The organism is Nocardia sputi, assembly GCF_023501985.1.
This window is the reverse complement of record NZ_JAMFLC010000016.1, coordinates 211,826-233,677: the sequence shown is the minus strand read 5'-3', so window position 1 is coordinate 233,677 and position 21,852 is coordinate 211,826. Positions and strand designations below refer to the sequence as shown.

Below are 21,852 nucleotides of genomic sequence, written 5' to 3'. Positions count from 1 at the left end.
AAGCCCTCGAACAAGGCACGCAGCTCCACGACCGAGTCCAGCGCCCACGAACCGTCCACCGCCACCGCCTACTTCTGCCGCGACGTCGCGTCGACCAGCACCGCGTGCAGTGCCCGCGCCTGCACGCTCGCCTCCTCGCCGCGCACCACGACATCGGCGAACGCGGCGCCGAGGGCCCGGCAAACGTCGAACCCGCCCGCGTCCGCGACGTCCCCGGCCAACTCGGCACGCCAGCGCCGGTAACCGCTTACCACCTCGGCGAACGTGCTGTTCGGTTCCGCCTCCAGACGCAGGTACTCCGCGATCAGGACACGCTGTGCCCGCTTGCGTGCGAGACCGCCGCCGGCGGAGTCGAGCGCCCGGCCGAATTCGCAGAGCGTCGCCAGGTAGATCTCCCGCTCCAGCGACTCGGCGTCGGACTGCGCCGTTCCGGTCGCTCCCCCCGACTCCTGCGCGGTCCGCTGGTCGAGGGTTATCGACCGACCGGCGCCCATGCCCCGCGTATGGCGTGGTTCGAGACTCCACCATACCGGCCCCGATTCGGCGTCGACCTCCGCCACAGCGACGAAATCGACAGCGACGACCGGGTAGTCGGTGAGCACTCGGTCCACAGCGGCCACGAATCCTCGTATGGCCGGCACCTGCAATCCGGGGGCATCGAATCCGTCCACCCGCACGTCGTGGTGTTCGGCGAGCGTCCGCGCCAGCCAGCCGATCACGGGATGGGTACCCGGGCGCGCGCCGGAGCGACCCCGATCACGCCCGTGCGGCGATTCGTCGGCGGGCTTCCGCGTGCGCGGCGGAGCAGCGAACCGAGGACCAGAGGGCCTCGGATCCGCACCGGAGGGTGGTCCGGCCGTTCTAGGCGGCTGCCCGGACCACGGGGTGTCCGGCCGTCCCACACCGCCCGGCGGGCCGACCCGTGCCTGCTGCCCGGCTGGGGCACGGGGTGAATCCCGGGTGGCGGCCGGGGGGAACACCGCGGAGGCCGGCGGACGGCGCGGGGAGTCTTCGGCAGGCTTTCCGGGGTTGACGCTGACCGGTCCGCCTACTCTCGGGGCCGCCTCTCGGCGCGCTGCCCGATCCGAGGGATCTCGTTGCGGACCGCCCTCCGGTTTGGAGCGCCCCCCGGACGGGTCCGGTGTCCGTGTTCCGCTGGAGGCGGGTTGTTCGGTGGGCTCGGCCCGGTGCGTGGGAGACGCCGGGTTCGTAGGTGACGACAGGTTCGTGGGATAAGCCGGGTTCGTGGGATAGGCCGGGTCTGCCCCTGCCGGAGAGGTCGCCGCGGGACCGGACGTCACGGGTGGCTGTGCGCCCGCGGGCGAGGTCGTGCCCACGCTGCCAACGGACAGTGGAGGCGCCGGTTCGCCGATCGGGTCCGGGTTGGCGGCAGTAGCGCCGACCCGGCCGGCGCCGTACCTGTCCTGTGCTTCGAACTGGCCTGCGACGTCCACTATTCCGGCGGCCGTGCTGTGCAGGCTCTCCCGCATTGCCCGAAGGTTTGCCAGCAACTGGTCGGCATGCGGCTTGAACTCCTTGGCGAACGCGACACCCAGATCATCGTCGCCCCAACTGCCTTCGGCGTGCGCGAGGGAATCGCGCAGGCCCGCGTAAGTTTGTCCCACGCGGTCCCCGAGATCGGCCAGCCGCGCTCCTCGATTCCGCAGACGATCCGGATCCAGCCGAACTTCACCGTTCACGTCGTGATCCCCTCCGGTCAGGCGCGGCCGTTGCCACGCAGCCGGAACCGGCGCTCGAAACCGGCGACGAACACCGACAACGGCACTGACGTGGTCGAGCGCTCCACCACGCCGTCGTCGGCGACATAGAAGACCGCGCGGTCCAAAGCGATCTTGCCGTCCGGAACCGGCGAACGGACTACCCAGCCCACGCTGATGCGATCGGCCCGCAACGACGACAGCGGGTATCCCGCAGTGTCATAGCCCTCTCGTCGAATGTGCTCCCGCACGACGTCGAGCGCATCCGCTGCGCCGATCCCCTCGGCGTGGTCGGCGTCCAGATCCGCGAGAACGAATTGGAACATCGCACCATCGATGTCGGTGCCGTCACCGTCACCGAAGACCTGCACGATCGCCTCACGAGTCACCGCACCGGCCTGCGCGGCCGACACCAGCATCTCGGCCGCATCCGGTGTACCACCCGACCGGTCCTCCAGCAGGTCGCCGACAACGCCCGCCACGGTGCCGACCGTCCACACCGCGGGCAGCGCCGGCGCGCACTCCGATATCGGCGCGGACCCACCCCGATACCATCGGCCGGCCTCCCACCAGTAACAGAATGACAGCAAACCGGTTGCCACCCGCGGATTCAGCACCGGGTCGGCGACCCAACCCGGGGCTCCTGCGAATAATTCCGGCATCGCCGCACCCGAGTTGTACGCGGCGTCCAGGGCCGGCGCATCCCACACGCCACCCGACAGCACGGCCCGGTCACCAGGCAGTAGCGTCAACGTCGAACCGCTGCGTCCCGCACCTTCGAAAATGCCCACCGACGGACCGATCCGCGGCCCCTGCCCCGCCCCGACCGCTACGAAGGCTGCTGCCAGCACCGCCCACCGGGCCCACAACACGGCCAACTCCGGCAGTTCGTTGTCCACGGCGACCGCGCGCAAACCCGCACGCTGGTCCGCACGCATCGCGTCGGCGGCGGCGCGCGGCGACCGCGTCCGACGTTCGCCGCGACCGAGATAGGCCGCCAGCCACACCGGCAGCCGATCCCGCGGATAGCGTTCCAAGTCGGCGAGATAGGCATCCGGTGCGAACAATTGCTCGCCGGGGAACGGCGCCGCGCCGTGATCGGCAGCGGCCTCGACACCGTCCCCGTCGATGCGCACCAGCAACCGCCACCACGGCCCGGCATGCCCCCCTGCCGACACCTGCCGATGTCGGCGTACCGTATCCCACACGGCGTCCGGCACCGGGCACCGGAACGACCGGATACCGTCATCGGCCACCAGCGACGCCGATTCGGCGACCACGGTCATCGCGAACCATGCCTCCAGCCGCCGCCACCCGGGCGGGGCCGCCGCACGCAGCCCATCCGCGATCCGATCGGTCAACCCGGCAAGATCCTCATCCCCGACCTGTGGCACGGCACTCTCCGTGGTCCGGGGACGACAGACACGCCGAAGCCACACAGGCGCCAACGCGCGACCTCGACCGCGAGCAGTTCACGAGCAGTCCCTACAAATCGCCTGAATCGGTTCGGCCTCAGGATCTGAAATCTCCCGGGAATAGAAACTTGCACACTTTACGCCCCAGCGCTATAACGAAATGCACCAATACGGCGACCTGCCTGCCCTGCGACCTATCGCGACGACAATTTGAGACCTCCTCGCACTTAATGCATCACACTTGCCGGCGTATCAAGCCGATCCAGCGTCGGCCACTCCGGTGAGCCAGCCACCACAGACGGTGACCGTGCCACCCGTGGCGGCGGTCTCGGGCAGCCGCTACCGTCGATGCAGCGCAATCGTTACGCAGATGTGTCGGCAGACGGCACGGCAGTTCACTTTGCGGTGGTCCAGTCACGGCAGTATGTTGCGACCGACACTGACAACAGGATGCGCAGGCAACCCGTGGTAATCGAAAGTTCTACCGGCCGGGTGGCGCCGACATCCGCTGCCACAGCGAGCGCGGTCGTCGCGTTGGACCGCACTACTCCAAGGGTGCAGCCATTCTCTTCGTCGACCGCACAGCCCCGGGGACACCGACCGGCCCGGGGCAGCGACTACGCGGTCTTGTTGCGCCGTGCACGGCAGGCGGGGCTGCTGGATCGGCGGTTGGGGTACTACGCCTGGAGGAGCGCGGTCACCGCGCTGGCGTTCGCTGCCGGGTGGGCGGCGTTCTTCTTCATCGGGAACTCGTGGTGGCAGCTTGGGGTTGCCGCGTTCTTGGCGGTGGTGTTCGCCCAGATCGCCTTCCTCGGTCATGATGCCGGGCACCGACAGATCTTCGGCGGCAGGCGGGCCAACTACCTGTTCGGTGCGATCGCGGGCAATCTCGGTATCGGGCTGAGCATCGGCTGGTGGACCAGTAACCACAACCGGCATCACGCTCACCCCAACACCGAGGGCTCGGATCCCGATGTGATGGGAGTACTGGCCTTTTCCGGCGATCGAGCACGGACCGGAAAAGGCATCCGTGGATTCGTCTTCCGATACCAAGCCTGGCTGTTCTTTCCGTTGCTGTTCCTCGAGGCGGGCAGTCTGCACTACGCGAGTGTCCGGGCGGTGCTGCGCTGGGCGATACCGAACCGCGCCTTGGAGGCCGTGCTGCTGGCCGCGCACACCGCCGGGTACCTCGCCGCGGTGTTCCTGGTCCTGTCGCCGGGCAAAGCGGTGGCCTTCATCGCTGTGCAGCAAGGCCTGTTCGGGTTCTACATGGGATGCACCTTCGCGCCCAACCACAAGGGAATGGAAGTACTGGCCGAAGGTGACTCGACCGACTTCCTGCGCCGGCAAGTGCTCACGTCCCGCAATGTAGGCGGTGGCCGCCTCATCGACGTAGCCATGGGCGGTCTGAATTACCAGATCGAGCACCATCTGTTCCCCTCCATGCCGCGAGCCAACCTGCACCGAGCCCAGCCGCTTGTCGAAGATTTCTGCCGCGAGCTTGAGTTGCCCTACTGCCAGACCAGCCTGCTCGACTCCTACCGCCGAGCGCTGAGCCACCTGCACACCGTCGGTCGGCACGCCCGCCCACTCCCGCCCGCTGTCGAGCAGGGAAAAGAGCTCGGTTCCACCAGATCCGGGTGAAGCGCGACTAGAGAGGGGCGGCGCGCCACCAGCCCCGCGTAGGCCGGTAGGCGCAGCGTCTGTGATTCGATGCGGGCATCGTGAGGGGCCGCACGTGATGCGTCCGATCGGTACTATCGCAGCTTCGGCCAACTCGAGGGTAGGGGGTGCTCATGGTCACGACGGTGCGTCAAATCGTATGGGATGTCGTAAGAAGCAAGGTTCCGGAAGAGCGGTGGCTACTGGAGAACCTGGATTCCTTGGACGGTGAGCAGGTGAGCCGTTCGCTGCGCCGCGCCGGTGCGCGACGGCGGGGACCGCTACGCTTCGGGCTTCCCGATGTCGCGCCGTTCGTACTTCCGCTGGTCTGGATGGTGGTCGAACAACTTTCCGACCATGCGACCGGAAGGGCGGTCGATGCTGCCACGGCCAAGGTCGGTACTCGTCTGCGGGCCATGATCGGCAGGCGGCGAGCAGCGGAACCTACTGTGCCTCCCGTGGATTCGGAGACGTTGCGGCGCGTGCGCAGCCAGGTCGTCGACGGCGCGCTCGCGCGCGGGTTCGACCGCGTCCGGGCCGACGAGCTGGCTGAGGAGGTGGTCGCCCGGCTCCGGGCGATCGAGCCGGATACCGGACAGTGACCACGGACGCCGACGGTGCGCGCGGGCACCGCGGCTTTCTCTCCTGGGGTACTCGGCGCCGTTGTGTGCTGCTGCTGGCAGTGGTCCCTGCGTGGTCGCTCATGCTGGTCACCCGGATGCTGCTGGCAGTACGGGGTGAAGCCGCCTACCGCCGCTGTTTGGATGCCGCCGGATTCGATCCTGCCAACCCATGGCACCTCGCGATGCTGCGACTTCCCGCCGGATTCGGCCGGTATTCCCACTGTTTTCCGGCAACCGTGTCCCAGGCGGTGCGGCCTGCGCTCTGGTGGACCGCCGCAGTGCTGATCGTGGCATTGGTCATCTACCGGATCGGGCCGCTGTGGGCCCGACGTACGGCGCTGGGGACGATCCCCACGCAGTTGCGGGCCACGGTCGACGACCTCGTCGAGATCGCCGGACTCACCTCGCGTCCACCGAGGTTCGTTGTCGCGATCTTCGATTCCAGCCGGGATGCGGTCACCTTGCGCCGTGCGGGCCGTCCGACGATCTGCCTCGGCGCGGGTCTGGTCAAGGAGGGGTTGCGCAGGACCGGACAGCGTAGGCAAGAGCGGCAGCCCGACATTTTCCGGGCGGTGGTGCTGCATGAACTGGCGCACGTCCACAACCGGGACGTCTTGATCGGATACGGTGCGCGTGCCCTGTGGTTGGCGTTTGTGATCGGTGTCGCCGTACCGTCCGCGGCAGTGCATCTGTGGTTGTCGACCGGCTTGGTCGCGGCGGGTACATACTCCCGGCATTGGCCGACCGGTGCTGTGAACCCGCTGCGCGAGTTGGCCCTTCTCGGATCACTGATCGTAACGGGCCATCTGATCTACGCGGGACTGCAACGCACTCGGGAGCAGGTAGCCGACCACGATGCCCGCGTATGGGGAGCCGACCCCGCGGTGTGGGCGGTGCTCCAGCGCGGCACCGACGAACTGGCGCAGATCCGTCGCGCCGGCCGACTGTATCCCCTGCGCCGGACCGATGGAGGGATTCGCCGCCCGATCGCACTCATCGCTGGGGTCATGGCCGGGCTCGTCACCCGCCTCGCCGAGAGCTGGCAGACTCATCCGATGAGCGCCCGGAGATGCCGGTGGTTGGCGGAATCCGGGTTCATCGATGACAACCACGGCAAGATCCTGCCCAGCTTCCTCGCAGTAGGAGCGTGCACGCTGACCGCGACCGGGATGAATCGCGTCTGGCCCGGCATCGAAGGCGTCCTACGCATCGTATTGATTACCTTGGTCGCGCTGACGCTCGCGGTATTGTTCTCGCTGAGCGACGGGATCTCCAAGGGAAAGTTCCATCAGTGGAGACACTCCTCCCCTCGTGGCCGTCACGATCTCGCCGACTTCGCGGACCCTGACCCGTTCGAATTCCCATGGCGGCAACCGGATGAGGACAACAGATGATTCTCCTGGGTTCGACCGCTGCAATGCCGATCGACTACTGCCGAATCCGACCGACGCGCGTGCTGCGATTGCCGTCTGTGCTGTCTACTTCACGGTGATCGTGACTGTCTGCGTCCGTGTCTCGGCGGGCAGCTCGGTGGTGTCGATCATCAGCACCTCACCCGAGGCCTGCACGCCGTTGGCCAGGAGCTTCGGCTTCAGCCCGAACGGCGGTCGGTCACCGGTGCGGGCCTCGATGCCGAAATCGCTGTCAGCGGCAATGTAAAGGGTTTTGCCGCCGTCACGGGTGGCGACACCTTCGATCTTGTCGTGGCCGAAGAATAGGCCGTCCGCGTTCAGACCGTCCAGCAGACCGCCGAGATCCAGAGCGGACTTCTTGACGACCGGAGAAATGCCCGCCTTCCGCAGCGTGGCGACGCCGTCGGCGGTGGGCACGGCACCGACGAGGAGTTCCAACGGCTTTCCGCCGACCAGCAGGCCCAGCTCCGTATCGTATTGCGCGCCTTGAATCTCCGACTGCGGGCCGACATCGGTGGCGCCGGTGATGTCTATCGTCCAGAGCTTTTTGTTCGCTTTGGGTGTTTTGTTGCCATCGCGCTCGTCGACCACAAAAGTGGTGTTGCTCAGCGCCGTGATCTCGGAGACCACGAGTTTCTGCTTCGGCTCCTCGAGCGGATACACGAATTCTTTGACGTCCCGGGTCTTCAGATCCACGGTGACGATCCGGGTCATGGGCACCTCACGCGCCGACGCGACACCCGGCTCGCTGAGTGCGCTCTGCACGATGCCGACCAGCGTGCTGCCATCCGGGGTGACGGTGAGCCCCTCCATCCCCTGGTTGGGAGTGCGCAGCGAAAGTTCCGCGGGCAGGCCGCGTCCCGGCGCCAGCCGTTCGAGCTCGGTGCCGTTGGCGTCGAAGTGCACGATGAACGGCCCGTACTCGTCGGACACCCAGAAGCTGCCGTCGGGCATAGCGACCAAGCCCTCGCTGTCGATGCCGTGATCGGTGGGCGGCAGGATGGCGCCGTTGAGGTCGCGGATGGTCTCGCCGGTGCCGGCGGAGATATCGACCAAGCCGTTGAACGGTTGACCCGCCGAGTTCTTCAAAGCGATGGCGCTTACCAGCACCGCCTTGGTGCCGACCATCTTGAACTTCGCGATGGTGGGCGTGAAAGTGGGTACGGGCGTGAGCTTCTCGCTCTTGCCCTGGCCGTCGACGTTCGGACCGCGGTCGGTGAGACCGTAGAATTCGTCGGTCGATCCGGGTACCGGGGCGAACGCCGACCCGTACCCGCTGCCCTGCAAGCTCACCCCGCCGAAGTCGCCGAGCGGCGGGATATCGGTGGTGAACAGCTTCACGGCGTCGGTGGTGGTCACGGTGATGCTGTCGGGCCCGGTGTACCCGGCAGCCGGCGTGTACACCACCGCCCCATCGGTGCGATGGGTGATCGTGCCGTGCCGCGGATCGGCGATCTCGACCGCGGCGCTGCCGCCGGTCTCGGCCAGCAGATCGTCCAGTGAGATCACCAGGGGCTCATCCCTGGTGGCGGTGAAGTCCGCCTCCGAACTCGACGACGAGCAAGCGGACAGAACGGCGGTCGCGCACACGGCCACCATGACGAGTGCGCTTCGGGTTCTGCGGTGCGTTCGCACCGGTGATGCGTACCGTCCGCGCCTGGCCACCAGTTGGCATCGAGCCGAACGTGCGCCGTCGATCCTCACAACCATTCGATCATTCTGCCGTGGCACCAGCCTCGACGCGCATGCCACCGGCAACGACTTCCCGATCGCGCCGCCCCTGCCGGCGGAGCAGGGGCGTGTGCCGACCGGGATCCCGGGCTACCGCGCGTCGGTCGCAGTCAGCACATGCGCGTTCGTTGCTCGGACCTGCGGGTAGGTCGGGTACTCGATGCCGGAAATGTACTGCACCGTCCGCACCACCTGGCACGAGTAGCCGAATTCGTTGTCGTACCAGACATACAGGATCGCGGTGTCATCCTCGACGATCGTGGCATTGGCATCGATGATCGACGCTGCGCGCGATCCGATGAAATCGCTGGAAACGACGTCCGTGGCGGCGGTGTAGTCGAGGTTGCGGCTCAGCGGCCCGGCGAGCGAAACCTGACGCAGGTAGGTGAGCACATCGCTTTTCGTCGTCGGCCGCGCGAGTTGCAGGTTCAGAATCGCGACCGAGACGTCGGGGGTGGGAACACGAATCGAATTGCCAGTGATCTTGGCCTTGAAATCCGGCATGGCCTTCGCGACCGCGGACGCCGCACCGGTTTCGGTGAGCACCAGATTGAACGGCGCGGACCGGCCCCGACGGTCCGCCTTGTGATAATTGTCCAGCAGGTTCTGGTCGTTGGTGAACGAGTGCACCGTCTCGACGTGCCCTCGGATGATGCCGTACTCGTCATCCATGGCCTTGAGCGGCGGGACGATCGCGTTGGTCGTGCACGAGGCGCACGAGAAGATCCGCTGCGACAGATCCAGGCTGCGGTGATTGACGCCGTGCACGATATTCGGAACGTCACCCTTGCCTGGCGCGGTGAGAACGACCTTCGCGATGCCGGGGCGCAGGTGCTGCGACAGCCCGTCACGATCGCGCCACCTACCGGTGTTGTCGATCAGGATCGCGTCCTTGATCCCGTACGCGGTGTAGTCGATCGTCGTCGGATCATCGCTGTAGATGAACTTGATGACGTTCCCGTTCGCGGTGATCGTGTCGTTGCCGGTATCGACCTTGATCGTGCCGTTGAAGTGGCCGTGAACCGAGTCCCTGCGAAGCAGCGACGCACGCTTGGCCAGATCGTCCTCGCCTCCTTTGCGCACCACCACCGCACGCAGGTTCAGCCCGTTGCCGGATCCGGCCTTCTCGATGAGCAGACGAGTGACCAGACGACCGATGCGGCCGAAGCCATAGAGGACGACGTCCCTCGGGCCCGGTGACCGAGCCTTGTTGCCGTTGGTCACCTCGGCCAGCACCGACTCGGTGAACTCGCGGATCGAGAGTCCGCGATCATCAGCGCGATAGGTCGTGACCAACTGACCGAGGTCGATCTTGCACGGCCCCAGATCCAGCTCGCTGAGCACTTGCAAGAAAGGAAGGGTCTGGTCCACCGACAGCTCTTCGCCCTCGATCTGCCTCGCGAAGCGGTGCGTCCGCAGGATGCTGATCACCGATTTGTTCACCAGCGACCGGCTGTGCAGCAGGATCGTCACGCCTTTCCCCCGGTACAACGTGCCGATGATGGGAATCATCGCCTCCGCGGCGGCTTCCTGGGCATTCCAGCGGTCAAGTTGTTCGGTCGTCAACGCAGGCCCTCGGATTTCCCTCGATTGTTCGCGGTTTCGATGCTAATGAGGGCGGCGATATCACCGAGGCCGGATACCCACTCGTGAGATCACCAGGTCGGCGACACCGTCGCTCCGGCGGGTGTAGGAATGACTATCTCGAACAGCCACGACAAAGCCTTGCTCGTGCGGCGCGACGAAGCCGAGACGCTCGAAACCATGGGTGTGCGGCTCTATGCCGATCACGATATGACCGGCGGCAAGCTGAGCGCGAAAACTGAGCGGTCCGCGGTGATCACAGTAGCGGCCGGGAACCCCTACCGGCTGAACCCCGCATTGGCCGCACCGGCAGTGAGCGCATCCAAGCCGAACGCGTCGACCGGACCGAGCGCACCGGTGCCGAGCAGGCCGCCGTCGAGGGCGGTCTGCGCACCCCAGCCGAGGATCGCGGCAGTGAAGTCGTAGGGGTCGACACCGCCCAGTGTGACCGACGTCAGCACGCGGCCGGTGTCGTCGAATGTCTCGGCAACCGCCCAGGAGCGAGTGCGGGCCCGTGCGTCCTGCCCCGGGCCGCCGGTCGATCCCTTCACGACACGTTCCAGCACACCCTCGGCCAGTTGTTTCACCGGCTCCACTCGTGCGACGGCGCCGGTGAGTAACGAGCCGGCCTGCAGGCCGCGAGCGACCGCAGTCGGCAGTCCGAGATATACGTCGACCTCCCCCAGCCGCGGGTAGGCGCGGCTCAGTGCGAGGTGTTCGGATCCGGGAATCGACACCCCCGTGCGCGAGCGACCGGCGACGTCGAAGGTGCGAATCCGTGAGCCGGTCCGCTCGGGCACGACCAGGCCGCCGCGGAGGGCGAAGCCGCGCTCGAACAGCATCCCTGCCATGGACGCGCGGGTGCCGCCGCTGGTGCCGGGGCCGGCGATGAAGTAGCCGATGTCCACGCGGACCGCCTCCGGCGCTTCGCGCAAGGCGAGACCGGCAGCCAGGTTGCCGGGCACGAAATCGAAACCGAACGCGGTCAGCAGGGCCACTCCTGCCTTGCGCGCCTCGTTGTCGCGGTCGAACACTTCGCGGATGAACGGGCCTTCCCCGGTGGAGTCGAAGTAGTGTGCGCCCGCCGCCACTGCCGCCGCCAGCGCGGGTCCGCCGTATCGCAGGAACGGCCCTACCGTCGTCACCAGCACGTCGCCTCGGCCCAGAAGCAACCGTACCGAGGCGGGGTCGGTCACGTCGGAGACCGCGGTCTCCGCGCCGCCGAGGTCGGCGGCCAGTTTCCCGAGGACAGTGGCATTGCGGGCAGCCAGCACGGGGGCGGCGCCACGGGCGATCAAGGCTTCGGCGGTCAGGCGACCGGTGTACCCGGTGGCGCCGAACAACACGATCTTCGGCATTGGCAGTCACCTACCGTTCTGTTCATCGATACGCGAATAAGCTCACCCCGCCTGCCATGGGCATACCAGCACTGTAGCGGTGCAGGATAAACGTTTTCACACTGTCGCCGCTCGCCCCTGCTGTGCCTGATCGAGCATGGTGATGTAGGTATCGAGCTGCGCCGCGCCGGTGAGAAGGTCGCGGCTGCGCGTGGTCAGCCGGTCCTGCCAGGAGTCGAGGAATGCGCTCAACGCGTTCGCCCCGCCCGCCTCGCGCAGCGAATCGATGAATTGCGCGACCTGGGACAGCAGGTAACCGCCTCGGCGCAGCTGTCGTGCGATCTCGGCGTCGCGCACACAGTCGGGTCCGTATTCTCGGTAACCCGTTGCCCGGTCGCGTTCGGGGCGCAGGATGCCGTGGGTCTCCCAGGCGCGCAGCGTCGCAGGGTGCACGCCGAGGCGCCGGGCGAGTTCCCCCACGCTCAGCGGCCGACCCTGGACAGGGGTCGGCATCGCGGTGGACAGGCTGCCCAGTGCCGTTGCGACCTCGGTGCGGGTGTCACGTTCGGTGAGCAGCGCGACGTGGGCGGTGTCGATGAGCCGGTAGGCGGACTCGGTGTCGCCGCGGTTGGTGGCGCGCATGATCTCCATTGCCTGCTGGTGCCCGTGGCCACGGCGTAACGCGAGGAAGGCGCGTAGGGACTGCGCGTGCAAGGGCGTATAGCGCCGGTAGCCGGTCTGGCTGCGCTCGGTCGGCGGGAGTATGCCCGCATCGTCGTAGTTGCGGATCGCCTGTGCGGACAACCCGTGTTCCCGGGCGAGGTCGATGGGTCTCAGCTTGCATCTCCGATTGAGGCTTTGATCTCTAGATGGCAGGTAAACGTGTCAGAAGTTTCACTTGCATCTTCAACGGTACTGTCAAAGGCAGTGCCTAGTCGAAAGAAGTGCTCATGTCCACTGCCGCATTACCGTGCACCCTCGGCCGCCAACTCGACGACCCGGCCGACCTGGGCCGTGCCATCGATGAATTTCTCGCCGCGCGAACCGAGCCGCCGATTCTGCTCGCCCTCGGGGAACCGACGCACGGGATCGAGGCGTTCCCGTTGTTGCGCAACGAAATCCTCGGCCATCTCGTCGCACGGGGGTACCGGTCGATCGCGCTGGAGACCGACGTCTTCGCCGCGTCGGTTGTCGATGACTACGTGGCCGGGGGTCCGGCGGAGATCGACACGGTGCTCGCGACCGGGTTCAGCCACGGCTTCGGCGCCGTGCCGGGCAACCGCGAACTCGTCGAATGGCTCCGCGCGCACAACGCCGGTCGCGCGCCGCAGGATCGAGTTCGCTTCTATGGCTTCGACGCGCCGGTGGAGTACTCCGGTGCGCCGAGCCCGCGACGCACACTGACCTCGGCCGTCGACTACCTTCCCGTGCCGCTGCGGCCAGATTCAGTCCACGACCTCGACGCACTGCTCGGCGAGGATGCCGACTGGTCGAACCGGGCGGCCATGTTCGACCCGGCGGCGTCCATCGGCGGATCCGATCGCGCTCGCGCCCTGCGTATCGTCGCCGACGATGTCGCCTGCGCGCTGCGTCGCGCGGCACCCGGCCTTCGTCCCGCCGACCCGACCGGCTACGACCACGCCGTCGCGCACGCGCGCACCGCCCAAGGCCTGCTGCGCTATCACGCGGCCATGGCCGGCCCCGCCCCCGATCGCATCGCGACCATGCTCAGCCTGCGCGCGGAGATGATGGCCGATAACCTGCTCGCGATCGCGGCCCGAGAGCAGTGCCGCGGCCCGAGCCTGGTCTTCGCGCACAACGCGCACCTGCGGCGCGCGCACTCCCACACGCTGATCAGCGAAGACGAGGCGAACTGGTGCGGCGCCGGCGCGCTCGTCGGGCTCGCCCTCGGCGAGCGCTACATGTTCCTGGCAACCGACGCCGGCCTCCACAGCGCTCCGGGCACCCTCCAGGGTGTGTTGGCCGAGGCGACCACCCGCCGCGCACTGTTCCCGGCACCGGCCCTGCGCGCCGCGCTTGCCCCGTCGATCGGCACAAGCGAACCGATCGTGCCCGGCCATATCCCACTCGACCCCGAAGACTTGGACGGCGCCGACGCGGTCATCTTCGTCACCGATACCGACGGAAAGCGGCATCAGTACTGGTAGCAGCACTCGATGCGGCAGAGCGGCCGGTTGGCGGGGACCACCGCATGGGCGTCTGCGCCCCACGGAGATACGGTGCTCACGTCAGACCACGGCCTCCCAGGCGAACCCGTCCGGGTCGGCGAAGGCACCGATGTCGCTGCCGATGACGATCCGATGCGACCCGGTGCCCTCTGGGGAGACGCCGGCGTCCTTGGCGGCGGCGCGACGCCCGTAGAGCGCCAGCTTGACCGACGACGAGGCGGCGAACTCGACGTATTTACTCCCGAAGCTCTTCGCCACGGTCAGGCCGCGATCGATGTAGAACTGTTTGGTCGTTTTGACGTTGTCGACCCCGAGCAGAATCACGAAATCATCGATTTCCCTGGTCGCCGGGCCGGTGTCCTTCTTCGACGACGTCGCGACCTTCCAGATCGCCCCGTCCGGCGCCTGGACGACGCCGCCGTAGCCCCAGAAACTCTTCTTGGCCTGCTTCAGCGTCGTCGCTCCGGCGTCCACAGCGGTGCCGATGAGGCCGTCGACGGTGCTCGGCTGAGACACCACGAGCGAGAGGATGAAGCCACGGAACCCGTTCGTCGGCGTCTCCGAGGCGCGCACCCGCACCTTGTCGCCGAGACCGAACGCGGCGGCGTAGAAGTCCGCGGCGGCGGCGGGATCGGGCATCTCGAGGATGACGGACTCGATGGTGGGCTGCTTGACGGTGGTATCCATGGCGATGACGCTAATTGCTGCTCGGTGACCCGCGCTTCTCGATTCCTGACCGGTCTGGCCTGCCGCCGACCGCACGCGGTACCGAACCGCCGCAGGCCGCTGACGATATGGCGTCGCGAGGTTGCCGGAGTCGGAGTCGTGCGTCAGAGCCTGGCCGGGCGGGCACCGCGGCGCTGTGGACGCAGCTGGTACAGGCGATACCAAGCCAGCGCGAGGAAGAGGACCCCTAAACCGGCCACCACTCCCATGTCGACCAGCCACGTGCCGAGGGTGTGTTTCCACAGCGGGTCGGGCGCTCCCGAGTGCGGTGAGAGAGTGTCGAGGTCGAGAGTGGCGGCTCCCGCGCCGTAGCCCCAACGAGACGGCGATAGATAGGACAGTTGCCCTAGGACGGGTGTGCCGGGAAGCCGCACCATCCCGCCCGTGAGCACCAGCTGCGCCATCGAGAGCACGATCAGCAGCGGCAGTGTCTTCTCCGAGGTGTTCACCGACACCGACACCAGCAAGCCCAGTGCCAGTGACGCGATGCCGAGTAACGCCATCACCAAGATCAGCTCCAGCTCCACCGACGTGAACACCCCTTTGGGCGGCATGCTCACACCAATAGTGCCGATCATGACCAACACCGCCGCTTGGAGGGTGGTGATCACGCTCAGGACCAGGAGTTTCGACATCAGATAGACCCCAGCCGACAGTCCGGCCGCACGTTCTCTGCGGTAGATCGTCTGCTCTTTGACGATTTCGCGAATCGAGTTGCCGGTGCCGACGAAGCATGCGGCGAATGCCAGGATCATAAGCTTCGTCGGGGCATCGACGTTGGATCCCGGCGCCCCGATGAACCCTTCCCCGGACGGCACCAGGGCGATCAAGCCGCCCAAGAGCAGTGGCATCGCGCCGAGAAGCGCCAGATAGCTTCGGTCCGAGGCGATCACAGCCAGATATCGCCGGCACAACGTACTGAGCTGGCTGAGCTTCGACTGCGGCGCGGGCGGCGGGGCTGGCGGACGCACTTCCACCGGCCCGACCTCGTCGGTCAGCCCGACCGCCACGTAGTTCTCGAAGCGTGGCGAAGCCCGGAATTCAGCGGCCCAGTCGCGGTCGTCCTCGCGGTCGAACGCCTGGAACACCTCAGCCCAGGTGCGCTTTCCGAACTGCTGCAACCCCTCCGCCGGAGGCCCGTAATAGGCCAGCCGACCGCCGGGCACAAGGACCAGCAGGCGGTCGCAGAAATCGAGATTCGCAACGCTGTGCGTGACGACGATGACGGTCCGCCCGTCGTGGGCCAGCTCGGACAGCATTTCCATGACCGTCTTGTCCAGGCCCGGGTCGAGCCCGGAGGTCGGTTCATCGAGGAACAGCAGGGACGGTTTGGTCAGCAGTTCCAGTGCGACGCTCACACGTTTGCGCTGCCCGCCCGAGAGCTTGTCGATACGGGTATCGGCATGCTTCGACAAACCCAATTCGTCCAGCACCTCGTCGACCCGCTGCTCGCGCTCCTCGCTGCGTGTATCACCCGGGAAGCGCAATTCAGCCGCGTAGAGCAGCGCCCGCCGCGTCGGAAGCTGATTATGCAGGATGTCTTCCTGCGGGACCAACCCGATCCGGTGCCGCAGCTCGTCGTAATCGGTGTACAGGTCGCGTCCGTCGTAGCGGACCGTCCCCTCCGTCGCGGGCCGCAACCCGGTGACCGCGCCGAGCAGTGTCGACTTGCCCGCCCCACTGGGCCCGATGACGCCCACGAGCGAGCGCTCCGGGATCGGGAAGCTCACGTCGTCGAGGAGCACCTTGCCTTCCGGTGTCCGCACGATGAGGTTCTGCACCGAGACCGACACGTCGCCGGTATCGACAAACTTGCGCAGTTCGTCGCCGACCAGACGGAAAGCGGTGTGGCCCATGCCGATCAAGTCGGATTCGGACAAGTCTGCGGCGTCGACCCTGGAGCCGTTGACATAGGTGCCGTTGTGGCTGTCGAGATCGACGATCCGGTATCTGCCCGGGCCGACCGTGCGCAGCTCGGCATGATGACGGGAAACCATGAGGTCGTGCACGGCGATGTCGTTGTCGGCCGCGCGTCCGATCCGGAGGGTGGGCGAAGTGATACGGACTACCGCGTCCGCAGGGGCCACCGGTGGCGCCGATCGCGAAACTCGCCGCGGCAGGCCCGGCTGGAACTTCGTGACCGTCGCATCCTCATCGAGGTTGTATCCGGGATCGGGGACGACCATCGTGTCGCCCTCACCATCGCCACCCGAGTCGTGGGTGGGTAGCCCCTCCACGGAACAGGCCAACTGCTCACCGTCCACGGCGTGACCGAGCTGGAACGTCTCGTCGTGGTCGATCACCATCCGGTCGACCCGGTGACCGTCGAAGAATGTTCCGTTGAGGCTACCCGCGTCCTCGATTTTCCAACCCTCCACACCCCGCTCCAGAACGGCGTGCAAGGAAGATACACGCGGATCGCTCACCACGATATCGGCTTCTGGATCGCGGCCGATATTATATGCGCCCCCGGCGCGGAGCCGATAGACGCGTTCTCTCGTCTGCACCACAAGAACCGGTGCCTCGGGTAATTCCGTGGAGGACGGTTCATACGCCATAACGGGAGTATACGACCGTTCGGCGGTGCCGCCGCAATAGTCCGTAACCCGACATCCCGTCGGCGGTGCCCGACCGTCTCCGGCACGGCTCACCGTAGCACCCTGCTGACCAGCGGAATCCCGTCAGTCCAGTGAATAGTAAATTACATCGTTCCGAGAAATGCGACAGCGAATCCAACTGCATTCAGCAGCTCGACCAAGGGAACCGCAGTGAAATCGACAATCCCCGCGGATCGGGCCGATGCGGTTGTCCGATGCGGTATCGAGGCCGAATGCTGCCTTGTTGTTTTTCATGGGGACTGAACTGTTACATTTCAGGTCGGTGATGGCGGTAGCCACGCGACGACGATGTGGATCCTGCCGGCACCCATAACAATTCCGTAGAAATTCTGCGGTATTCCGTACACCGCGCCCCCGTCGGCACCGGCGCTTTCGCGGCCCGACGCGCCCATGACGCGCCTTCTACGCGGACGATGCCGGGCGACCAGCGCATCCGGCCCGACGGGCGCCGAGCCGCCGATCAAGACAAGTAACGGATCGTTAGCGGAAAGCCTCGATAGGTCCTCGGTAGAGCGCCGCGCGGCCCGTCCCCCGCCTGTGCACCGGAGTAATCTACCGGAGTGTCGTCCTCACAGGTCGCCATTGTCTTCGCCCTCTGCGCGGCCCTGTGTATAGCGCTCGGGGCGGTGATCCGCCAGCGTGCCGCCGCGCGAACGGCCGGTGCGCCCGACTCGGTCGCGGCCATGGGCGATCTGCTCCGCACCTCCGAATGGTGGCTGGGGACCCTGGTCGGCGCCGGTGGATTCGCCTTCCAGGCCGCCGCTCTGGGTAGGGGTGCGCTGATGCTGGTGCAACCGCTGTTGGTGCTGTCGCTGCTGTTCGCTCTGCCGATGGGTGCGTGGCTCAACGGGCGCACGGTGTCGGCCCGCGAGTGGGCATGGGCGCTGGCGCTGACCGCCGCGGTCGCGATTCTGGTGGTGGTCGGCGACCCCAAGCCCGGCCAGTCGCACGCGGAGGCGTGGCACTGGGTGCTCGTGGGGCTCATCGGCGTTCCGTTGTTCACCGCCGCGTTGCTCGGTGCCCGCGCTTGGCCGGGGCCGCGTCGGGCGGTACTGCTCGGCCTGTGCTCCGGTGCACTCTTCGGGCTCGCCGCCGTGCTCATCAAGGGCGTGACCGCAACCGCAGGCCGCGGCACGAACGCGGTGCTCCTCTCGGCCGAGACATACGCATTGATCGTCGTCGGCCTCACCGCCACGGTGATGCAGCAATACTCGTATCGGGCCGGAAGCCTGCACGCATCGTTTCCGGCGGCGACGGTCGTCGAACCGATAGTGGTCGGCGCCCTCGGATTCCTGGCGCTCGGCGAGTACCTGGATGTGAATGTCGAACTGGTCGCGGTGCTGGTAGCCGCGTTCGTGACCGTGGTCGTCGCGACGGTGGCGCTCGCGCGCCACAAAGGCGTCGACCCCGTTCCAGACCATCACGACACCGCGCCACAGTGGGACGTACCGGCTGAGTTCCGCAGCGACAGCTCATAACCGCCGGAAGGGCGACCGCCACGGCTCTGCCGATGACCGAGCACGCCACCGACCCCCACAGGGTCACCCTGGTCGACTTCGGCTGTTCGATCTAAGACTGCGGATCGCTGGGTTCGGAATGGAGGTCGTTCGCTGAGCGAGGGTCGGAGGTGACCCACGTCACCGGTCGATGCTGTCAGGAATTCGGGGGCTGTCTCGTTCAGGGAGCACGCGAACCAGACAGGAGCGAACCATGAAGCACCGCATCGTCGTCCTCGGGGCGGGATACGCCGGAACCTTCTCCGCGGGATATCTGGCCCGCCAACTCCACCCCGACGACTTCGAGATCACCGTCCTCAACGCCGAACCCGATTTCGTCGAGCGGCTGCGCCTGCATCAGCTCGCCGCCGGGCAGGAACTTCGCCACCGGCCGCTGACGGAGGTGTTCGCGGGCACCGACATCCGGCTACGAGTGGCGCGGGTAACCGACCTCGACGTCGAGCACCGGACAGTCACTGTCGCCGACGACCAAGGCGTCGACCGGCTCGGATACGACACTCTCCTCTACACGCTGGGCAGCACCGCCGCCGACCACGACATTCCGGGCGTCCACGAGCACGCCTTCCACGTGGCCGCGCGGCCGGCCGCTCTACGCCTGCGCGCACGCTTGGACGAGCTGGGCGGGGACGGGAAGGTGCTGGTGGTCGGCGGCAACCTGACCGCGATCGAGGCCGCCACCGAGTTCGCCGAATCCCGTCCAGGACTTCGGATCGACCTCGTCACCAGCGGTGAACTGGGCGGCTGGCTGAGCGCGAAGGCCCGTGGTCACCTGCTGCGTGCCTTCGACCGGTTCGGCATCACAGTTCACGAGCACAGCACGATCGTGCGCGTCGAGCAGGGGGCGGCGGTCGCCGCGGACGGCACCACTTTCGCCTCCGACGCGATCGTGTGGGCCGCCGGGTTCGCAGTCCACCCGATCGCCGCCGCAAGCGGTCTCGCGGTGGAACCCAACGGTCAGATCACGGTCGACCGTCAGATGCGGTCGGTCTCGCACCCGAATGTCTACGCTGCCGGTGACAGCGTCTGCGCCATCGCAGAGAACGGTCGGCCGTTGCCGATGTCCTGCGCTTCCGCGGGGCCCACCAGCAAGGGGGCGATCTCCGGGATCATCGAAGACCTGACCGGGCGCAAGATCAAGCCGGCCTCGCTGACTTACGTCGGCAACCACATCAGTCTCGGCCGCAAGGACGCGATCTTCCAGCTCGTCGACGGGGATGCGCAATCCAAGCCGGGTGCCCTGCTCGGCAGGAAGGCCGCGCGTGTCAAGTCGGCGATTCTCGGGACCGCCGCCTGGAGCCTGAGCCACCCGACCGTCGGAAAGCTGAGTCACAAGTACCGCTCGGCCACCACTGGAGAGCATTCGCCCGACGTGGTCGCCGCATAGAGTCGTGCTCATGGACACTGCCACCGTGGCGCGTTTCGAGGCCAGCCGGAACCGGCTGGCCTCGCTCGCCTACCGCCTGCTCGGCTCGGCCGCCGACGCCGAGGACACGGTGCAGGACGCGTTCCTGCGGTGGCAGGCCGTCGACCGCGAGTGCGTCGAGGTGCCGGAGGCATGGCTGACCAAGATCGTCACCAACCTGGCGCTCGACCGGCTCCGTTCGGCGAAGGTGCGGCGCGAACGCGCGGTCGGCGCCTGGCTGCCCGAACCGCTGCTCGACGGCGACCCGATGCTGGGCCCGGCCGATACCGTCGAGCAGCGCGAATCGGTGACCTTGGCCGTGCTGACGCTCATGGAGCGCCTCTCGCCGGTAGAGCGGGCCGTGTACGTTCTGCGTGAGGCGTTCTCCTACAGCCATGCCGAGATAGCCGAGATCCTCGACATCACCGAATCGGCGAGCCAACAGCACGCCCACCGGGCCCGGCGCCGCATCACCGCCGAGCGCAACTCCCGCGAGATCGACCGTGCCTCCGCGCGTCGAATCGCCGAGGCTTTCGTCGCTGCCGCCTCCTCGGGCCGGACCGAACGGCTGGTCGCGCTGCTGACCGACGACGCGACCGGCATCTCCGACGGCGCCGCGGGACTGGCCGAAACGCTGATCCGGTACTCGACTCCGCAGCGGCTCGCCGACGCGGTGCGGGCCGGCTTCAGACCGTCCGCGGCCAAGCGTAGACTCGCCGGTGGCTCCCCGTCGATCCATGCCGCTATGGTCAACGGCTGCCCGGCCATGTTGTTCGCGCTGGACGACCGGGTCCTCGGTGTCGCGATCCTGGAGATCCGTGACGACAAGATCGCAGGCGTGTGCGGCATCGCCGCCCCGCGCCGACTCGGCCGCCTCACCGAGGAATGGCAGCGGCAGGAGCATGACGTCCCGCTGATCGAATCGTGGTAACCGGCTGTCCGACAACCGATCTCACGTTAGTCCGTCGGTTCCCGTCGAGCCATTCGACGAGCACCGCGGCCTGCCCGTGCTCGGCGTTCCCGATGCCGCTGCGCACGCCAAGGGCCTCCTCCAAACGGACGCACGGAGTTCGACATCGCTCGGCCGGTGGGCGGTAGGTGTCGGTGGGCGGCGCTACGGTGACGGCGTGAACCGGACGGATCGGCTGTACGCGATAGTCGAAGAGCTGCGGGCGATCTCGCCGCGACTGCGCAGCGCGCGCGAGTTGGCCGCGCGGTACGAGGTGAGCATCCGGACGATCGAGCGGGATATCTGCGCGCTACAGCAGGCCGGTATCCCGATCTATGCCGATGTCGGCAGGCGCGGCGGGTACGCGCTGGACAAAAGCATGTCCTTGCCGCCGCTGAATCTCACGCCCGCGGAGACCGTCGCGCTGGCGGTCGCGCTGGCCCGCCATCGCGGGGGCCCGTTCGAGCGGGCGGGCCGCAGTGCGCTGCGCAAGATCGTGGCGGTGCTGCCGGAACGCGACGCGGTGGCAGCCCGAGATCTCGCCGCGCGGATCCGATTGCTGTCGGTCGACGCACAGCAGGATCGCGAGATCCCGGCGGTGATCGAACGGGCCATCGAGGTCGGCAGGGTGCTGCGGATCGGCTATCTCGACCGGTTCGGCGCACGCACCGAACGCGAGGTCGAGCCGTTCGCGCTGGTGAACGGGACCAACGGCTGGTACCTGGCGGCTTGGTGCCGGCTACGCGGCAGTGCGCGCTGTTTCCGGTTGGACCGGATCGGTTCGGCGGTGACGACCGAACTGCCCGCGCCGCACCGCCCGTTCGACGGTTCGGCCTGGGACATTCCGGATTCCGGACTCCGGGTCGTCGCCTGGTAGAACCGATTCGAAAACACCGACAGGGGGATGTCGCCTCGGCGGGAGATCGTGTTCCGGCAAGACCACACGACCCCGAGAATCCGGAGACGATC

General features: G+C 67.2%; 16 protein-coding genes. 8 read left to right on the top strand and 8 right to left on the bottom strand.

Annotated elements, in window-relative coordinates:
- Positions 1-68: 68 nt before the first annotated feature.
- Both M8859_RS21950 and M8859_RS21945 read right to left on the bottom strand, forming a co-directional pair.
- Positions 69-1,700 (bottom strand): WXG100 family type VII secretion target, encoded by a 1,632-nt coding sequence (locus M8859_RS21950; protein ID WP_249644790.1) that lies wholly within the window; start codon positions 1,698-1,700, stop codon positions 69-71.
- A 17-nt stretch (positions 1,701-1,717) separates the two neighbouring features.
- Positions 1,718-3,112, bottom strand: coding sequence for a hypothetical protein (locus tag M8859_RS21945; protein WP_223514894.1), 1,395 nt, complete (start codon positions 3,110-3,112; stop codon positions 1,718-1,720).
- 651 nt (positions 3,113-3,763) lie between these two features.
- Here M8859_RS21945 and M8859_RS21940 point away from each other — a divergent pair.
- The 3 genes from M8859_RS21940 to M8859_RS21930 all read left to right on the top strand — a co-directional run bounded on the left by M8859_RS21940 (position 3,764) and on the right by M8859_RS21930 (position 6,812).
- Positions 3,764-4,777 (top strand): fatty acid desaturase family protein, encoded by a 1,014-nt coding sequence (locus M8859_RS21940; protein ID WP_223514891.1) that lies wholly within the window; start codon positions 3,764-3,766, stop codon positions 4,775-4,777.
- A 164-nt stretch (positions 4,778-4,941) separates the two neighbouring features.
- On the top strand, positions 4,942-5,397 hold the full coding sequence (locus M8859_RS21935; RefSeq protein ID WP_159927071.1) for a hypothetical protein: 456 nt from the start codon (positions 4,942-4,944) through the stop codon (positions 5,395-5,397).
- Complete coding sequence (locus M8859_RS21930; protein WP_159927073.1) at positions 5,394-6,812, top strand: M48 family metalloprotease; 1,419 nt, start codon at positions 5,394-5,396, stop codon at positions 6,810-6,812. The genes M8859_RS21935 and M8859_RS21930 overlap by 4 nt, the downstream gene beginning before the upstream one ends.
- Before the next feature lie 84 nt (positions 6,813-6,896).
- Here the strand turns inward: M8859_RS21930 and M8859_RS21925 are convergent, their stop codons facing one another.
- From M8859_RS21925 to M8859_RS21910, 4 genes are all read right to left on the bottom strand, one after another.
- Positions 6,897-8,429, bottom strand: coding sequence for an esterase-like activity of phytase family protein (locus tag M8859_RS21925; protein ID WP_195070889.1), 1,533 nt, complete (start codon positions 8,427-8,429; stop codon positions 6,897-6,899).
- 222 nt (positions 8,430-8,651) lie between these two features.
- Positions 8,652-10,073 (bottom strand): glyceraldehyde-3-phosphate dehydrogenase, encoded by a 1,422-nt coding sequence (locus M8859_RS21920; RefSeq protein WP_370523810.1) that lies wholly within the window; start codon positions 10,071-10,073, stop codon positions 8,652-8,654.
- Between the two features lie 350 nt (positions 10,074-10,423).
- Positions 10,424-11,503, bottom strand: a complete 1,080-nt coding sequence (locus tag M8859_RS21915) for a saccharopine dehydrogenase family protein (protein ID WP_195070812.1) — start codon at positions 11,501-11,503, stop codon at positions 10,424-10,426.
- 96 nt (positions 11,504-11,599) lie between these two features.
- Positions 11,600-12,319: a MerR family transcriptional regulator gene (locus tag M8859_RS21910; protein WP_195070888.1), complete on the bottom strand. Its 720-nt coding sequence runs from the start codon at positions 12,317-12,319 to the stop codon at positions 11,600-11,602.
- Positions 12,320-12,432: 113 nt separating this feature from the next.
- Between M8859_RS21910 and M8859_RS21905 the strand changes: the two genes are divergently transcribed.
- Positions 12,433-13,650 (top strand): erythromycin esterase family protein, encoded by a 1,218-nt coding sequence (locus tag M8859_RS21905; RefSeq protein WP_195070811.1) that lies wholly within the window; start codon positions 12,433-12,435, stop codon positions 13,648-13,650.
- Between the two features lie 81 nt (positions 13,651-13,731).
- Here the strand turns inward: M8859_RS21905 and M8859_RS21900 are convergent, their stop codons facing one another.
- Positions 13,732-14,358 (bottom strand): VOC family protein, encoded by a 627-nt coding sequence (locus M8859_RS21900; protein ID WP_159927079.1) that lies wholly within the window; start codon positions 14,356-14,358, stop codon positions 13,732-13,734.
- 143 nt (positions 14,359-14,501) lie between these two features.
- Complete coding sequence (locus tag M8859_RS21895) at positions 14,502-16,955, bottom strand: FHA domain-containing protein (protein WP_195070810.1); 2,454 nt, start codon at positions 16,953-16,955, stop codon at positions 14,502-14,504.
- Positions 16,956-17,575: 620 nt separating this feature from the next.
- Between M8859_RS21895 and M8859_RS21890 the strand changes: the two genes are divergently transcribed.
- From M8859_RS21890 to M8859_RS21875, 4 genes are all read left to right on the top strand, one after another.
- The gene (locus tag M8859_RS21890) at positions 17,576-18,493 is read left to right on the top strand and encodes a DMT family transporter (RefSeq protein ID WP_195070809.1); all 918 of its coding nucleotides are present in this window, start codon (positions 17,576-17,578) and stop codon (positions 18,491-18,493) included.
- Positions 18,494-18,725: 232 nt separating this feature from the next.
- Positions 18,726-19,916 (top strand): NAD(P)/FAD-dependent oxidoreductase, encoded by a 1,191-nt coding sequence (locus tag M8859_RS21885; protein ID WP_195139695.1) that lies wholly within the window; start codon positions 18,726-18,728, stop codon positions 19,914-19,916.
- A 10-nt stretch (positions 19,917-19,926) separates the two neighbouring features.
- Positions 19,927-20,865 (top strand): sigma-70 family RNA polymerase sigma factor, encoded by a 939-nt coding sequence (locus tag M8859_RS21880; protein WP_195070807.1) that lies wholly within the window; start codon positions 19,927-19,929, stop codon positions 20,863-20,865.
- A 196-nt stretch (positions 20,866-21,061) separates the two neighbouring features.
- Positions 21,062-21,760, top strand: a complete 699-nt coding sequence (locus tag M8859_RS21875; protein ID WP_159927087.1) for a helix-turn-helix transcriptional regulator — start codon at positions 21,062-21,064, stop codon at positions 21,758-21,760.
- Positions 21,761-21,852: the final 92 nt, after the last annotated feature.

Bases quoted from the DNA above. Each gene is read 5' to 3' on its own strand.
- M8859_RS21925 (WP_195070889.1), bottom strand. From the start codon at position 8,429: ATGGTGGCCGTGTGCGCGACCGCCGTTCTGTCCGCTTGCTCGTCGTCG.
- M8859_RS21920 (WP_370523810.1), bottom strand. From the start codon at position 10,073: ATGATTCCCATCATCGGCACGTTGTACCGGGGGAAAGGCGTGACGATC.
- M8859_RS21915 (WP_195070812.1), bottom strand. From the start codon at position 11,503: ATGCCGAAGATCGTGTTGTTCGGCGCCACCGGGTACACCGGTCGCCTG.
- M8859_RS21905 (WP_195070811.1), top strand. From the start codon at position 12,433: ATGTCCACTGCCGCATTACCGTGCACCCTCGGCCGCCAACTCGACGAC.
- M8859_RS21900 (WP_159927079.1), bottom strand. From the start codon at position 14,358: ATGGATACCACCGTCAAGCAGCCCACCATCGAGTCCGTCATCCTCGAG.
- M8859_RS21895 (WP_195070810.1), bottom strand. From the start codon at position 16,955: ATGGCGTATGAACCGTCCTCCACGGAATTACCCGAGGCACCGGTTCTT.
- M8859_RS21885 (WP_195139695.1), top strand. From the start codon at position 18,726: ATGAAGCACCGCATCGTCGTCCTCGGGGCGGGATACGCCGGAACCTTC.
- M8859_RS21880 (WP_195070807.1), top strand. From the start codon at position 19,927: ATGGACACTGCCACCGTGGCGCGTTTCGAGGCCAGCCGGAACCGGCTG.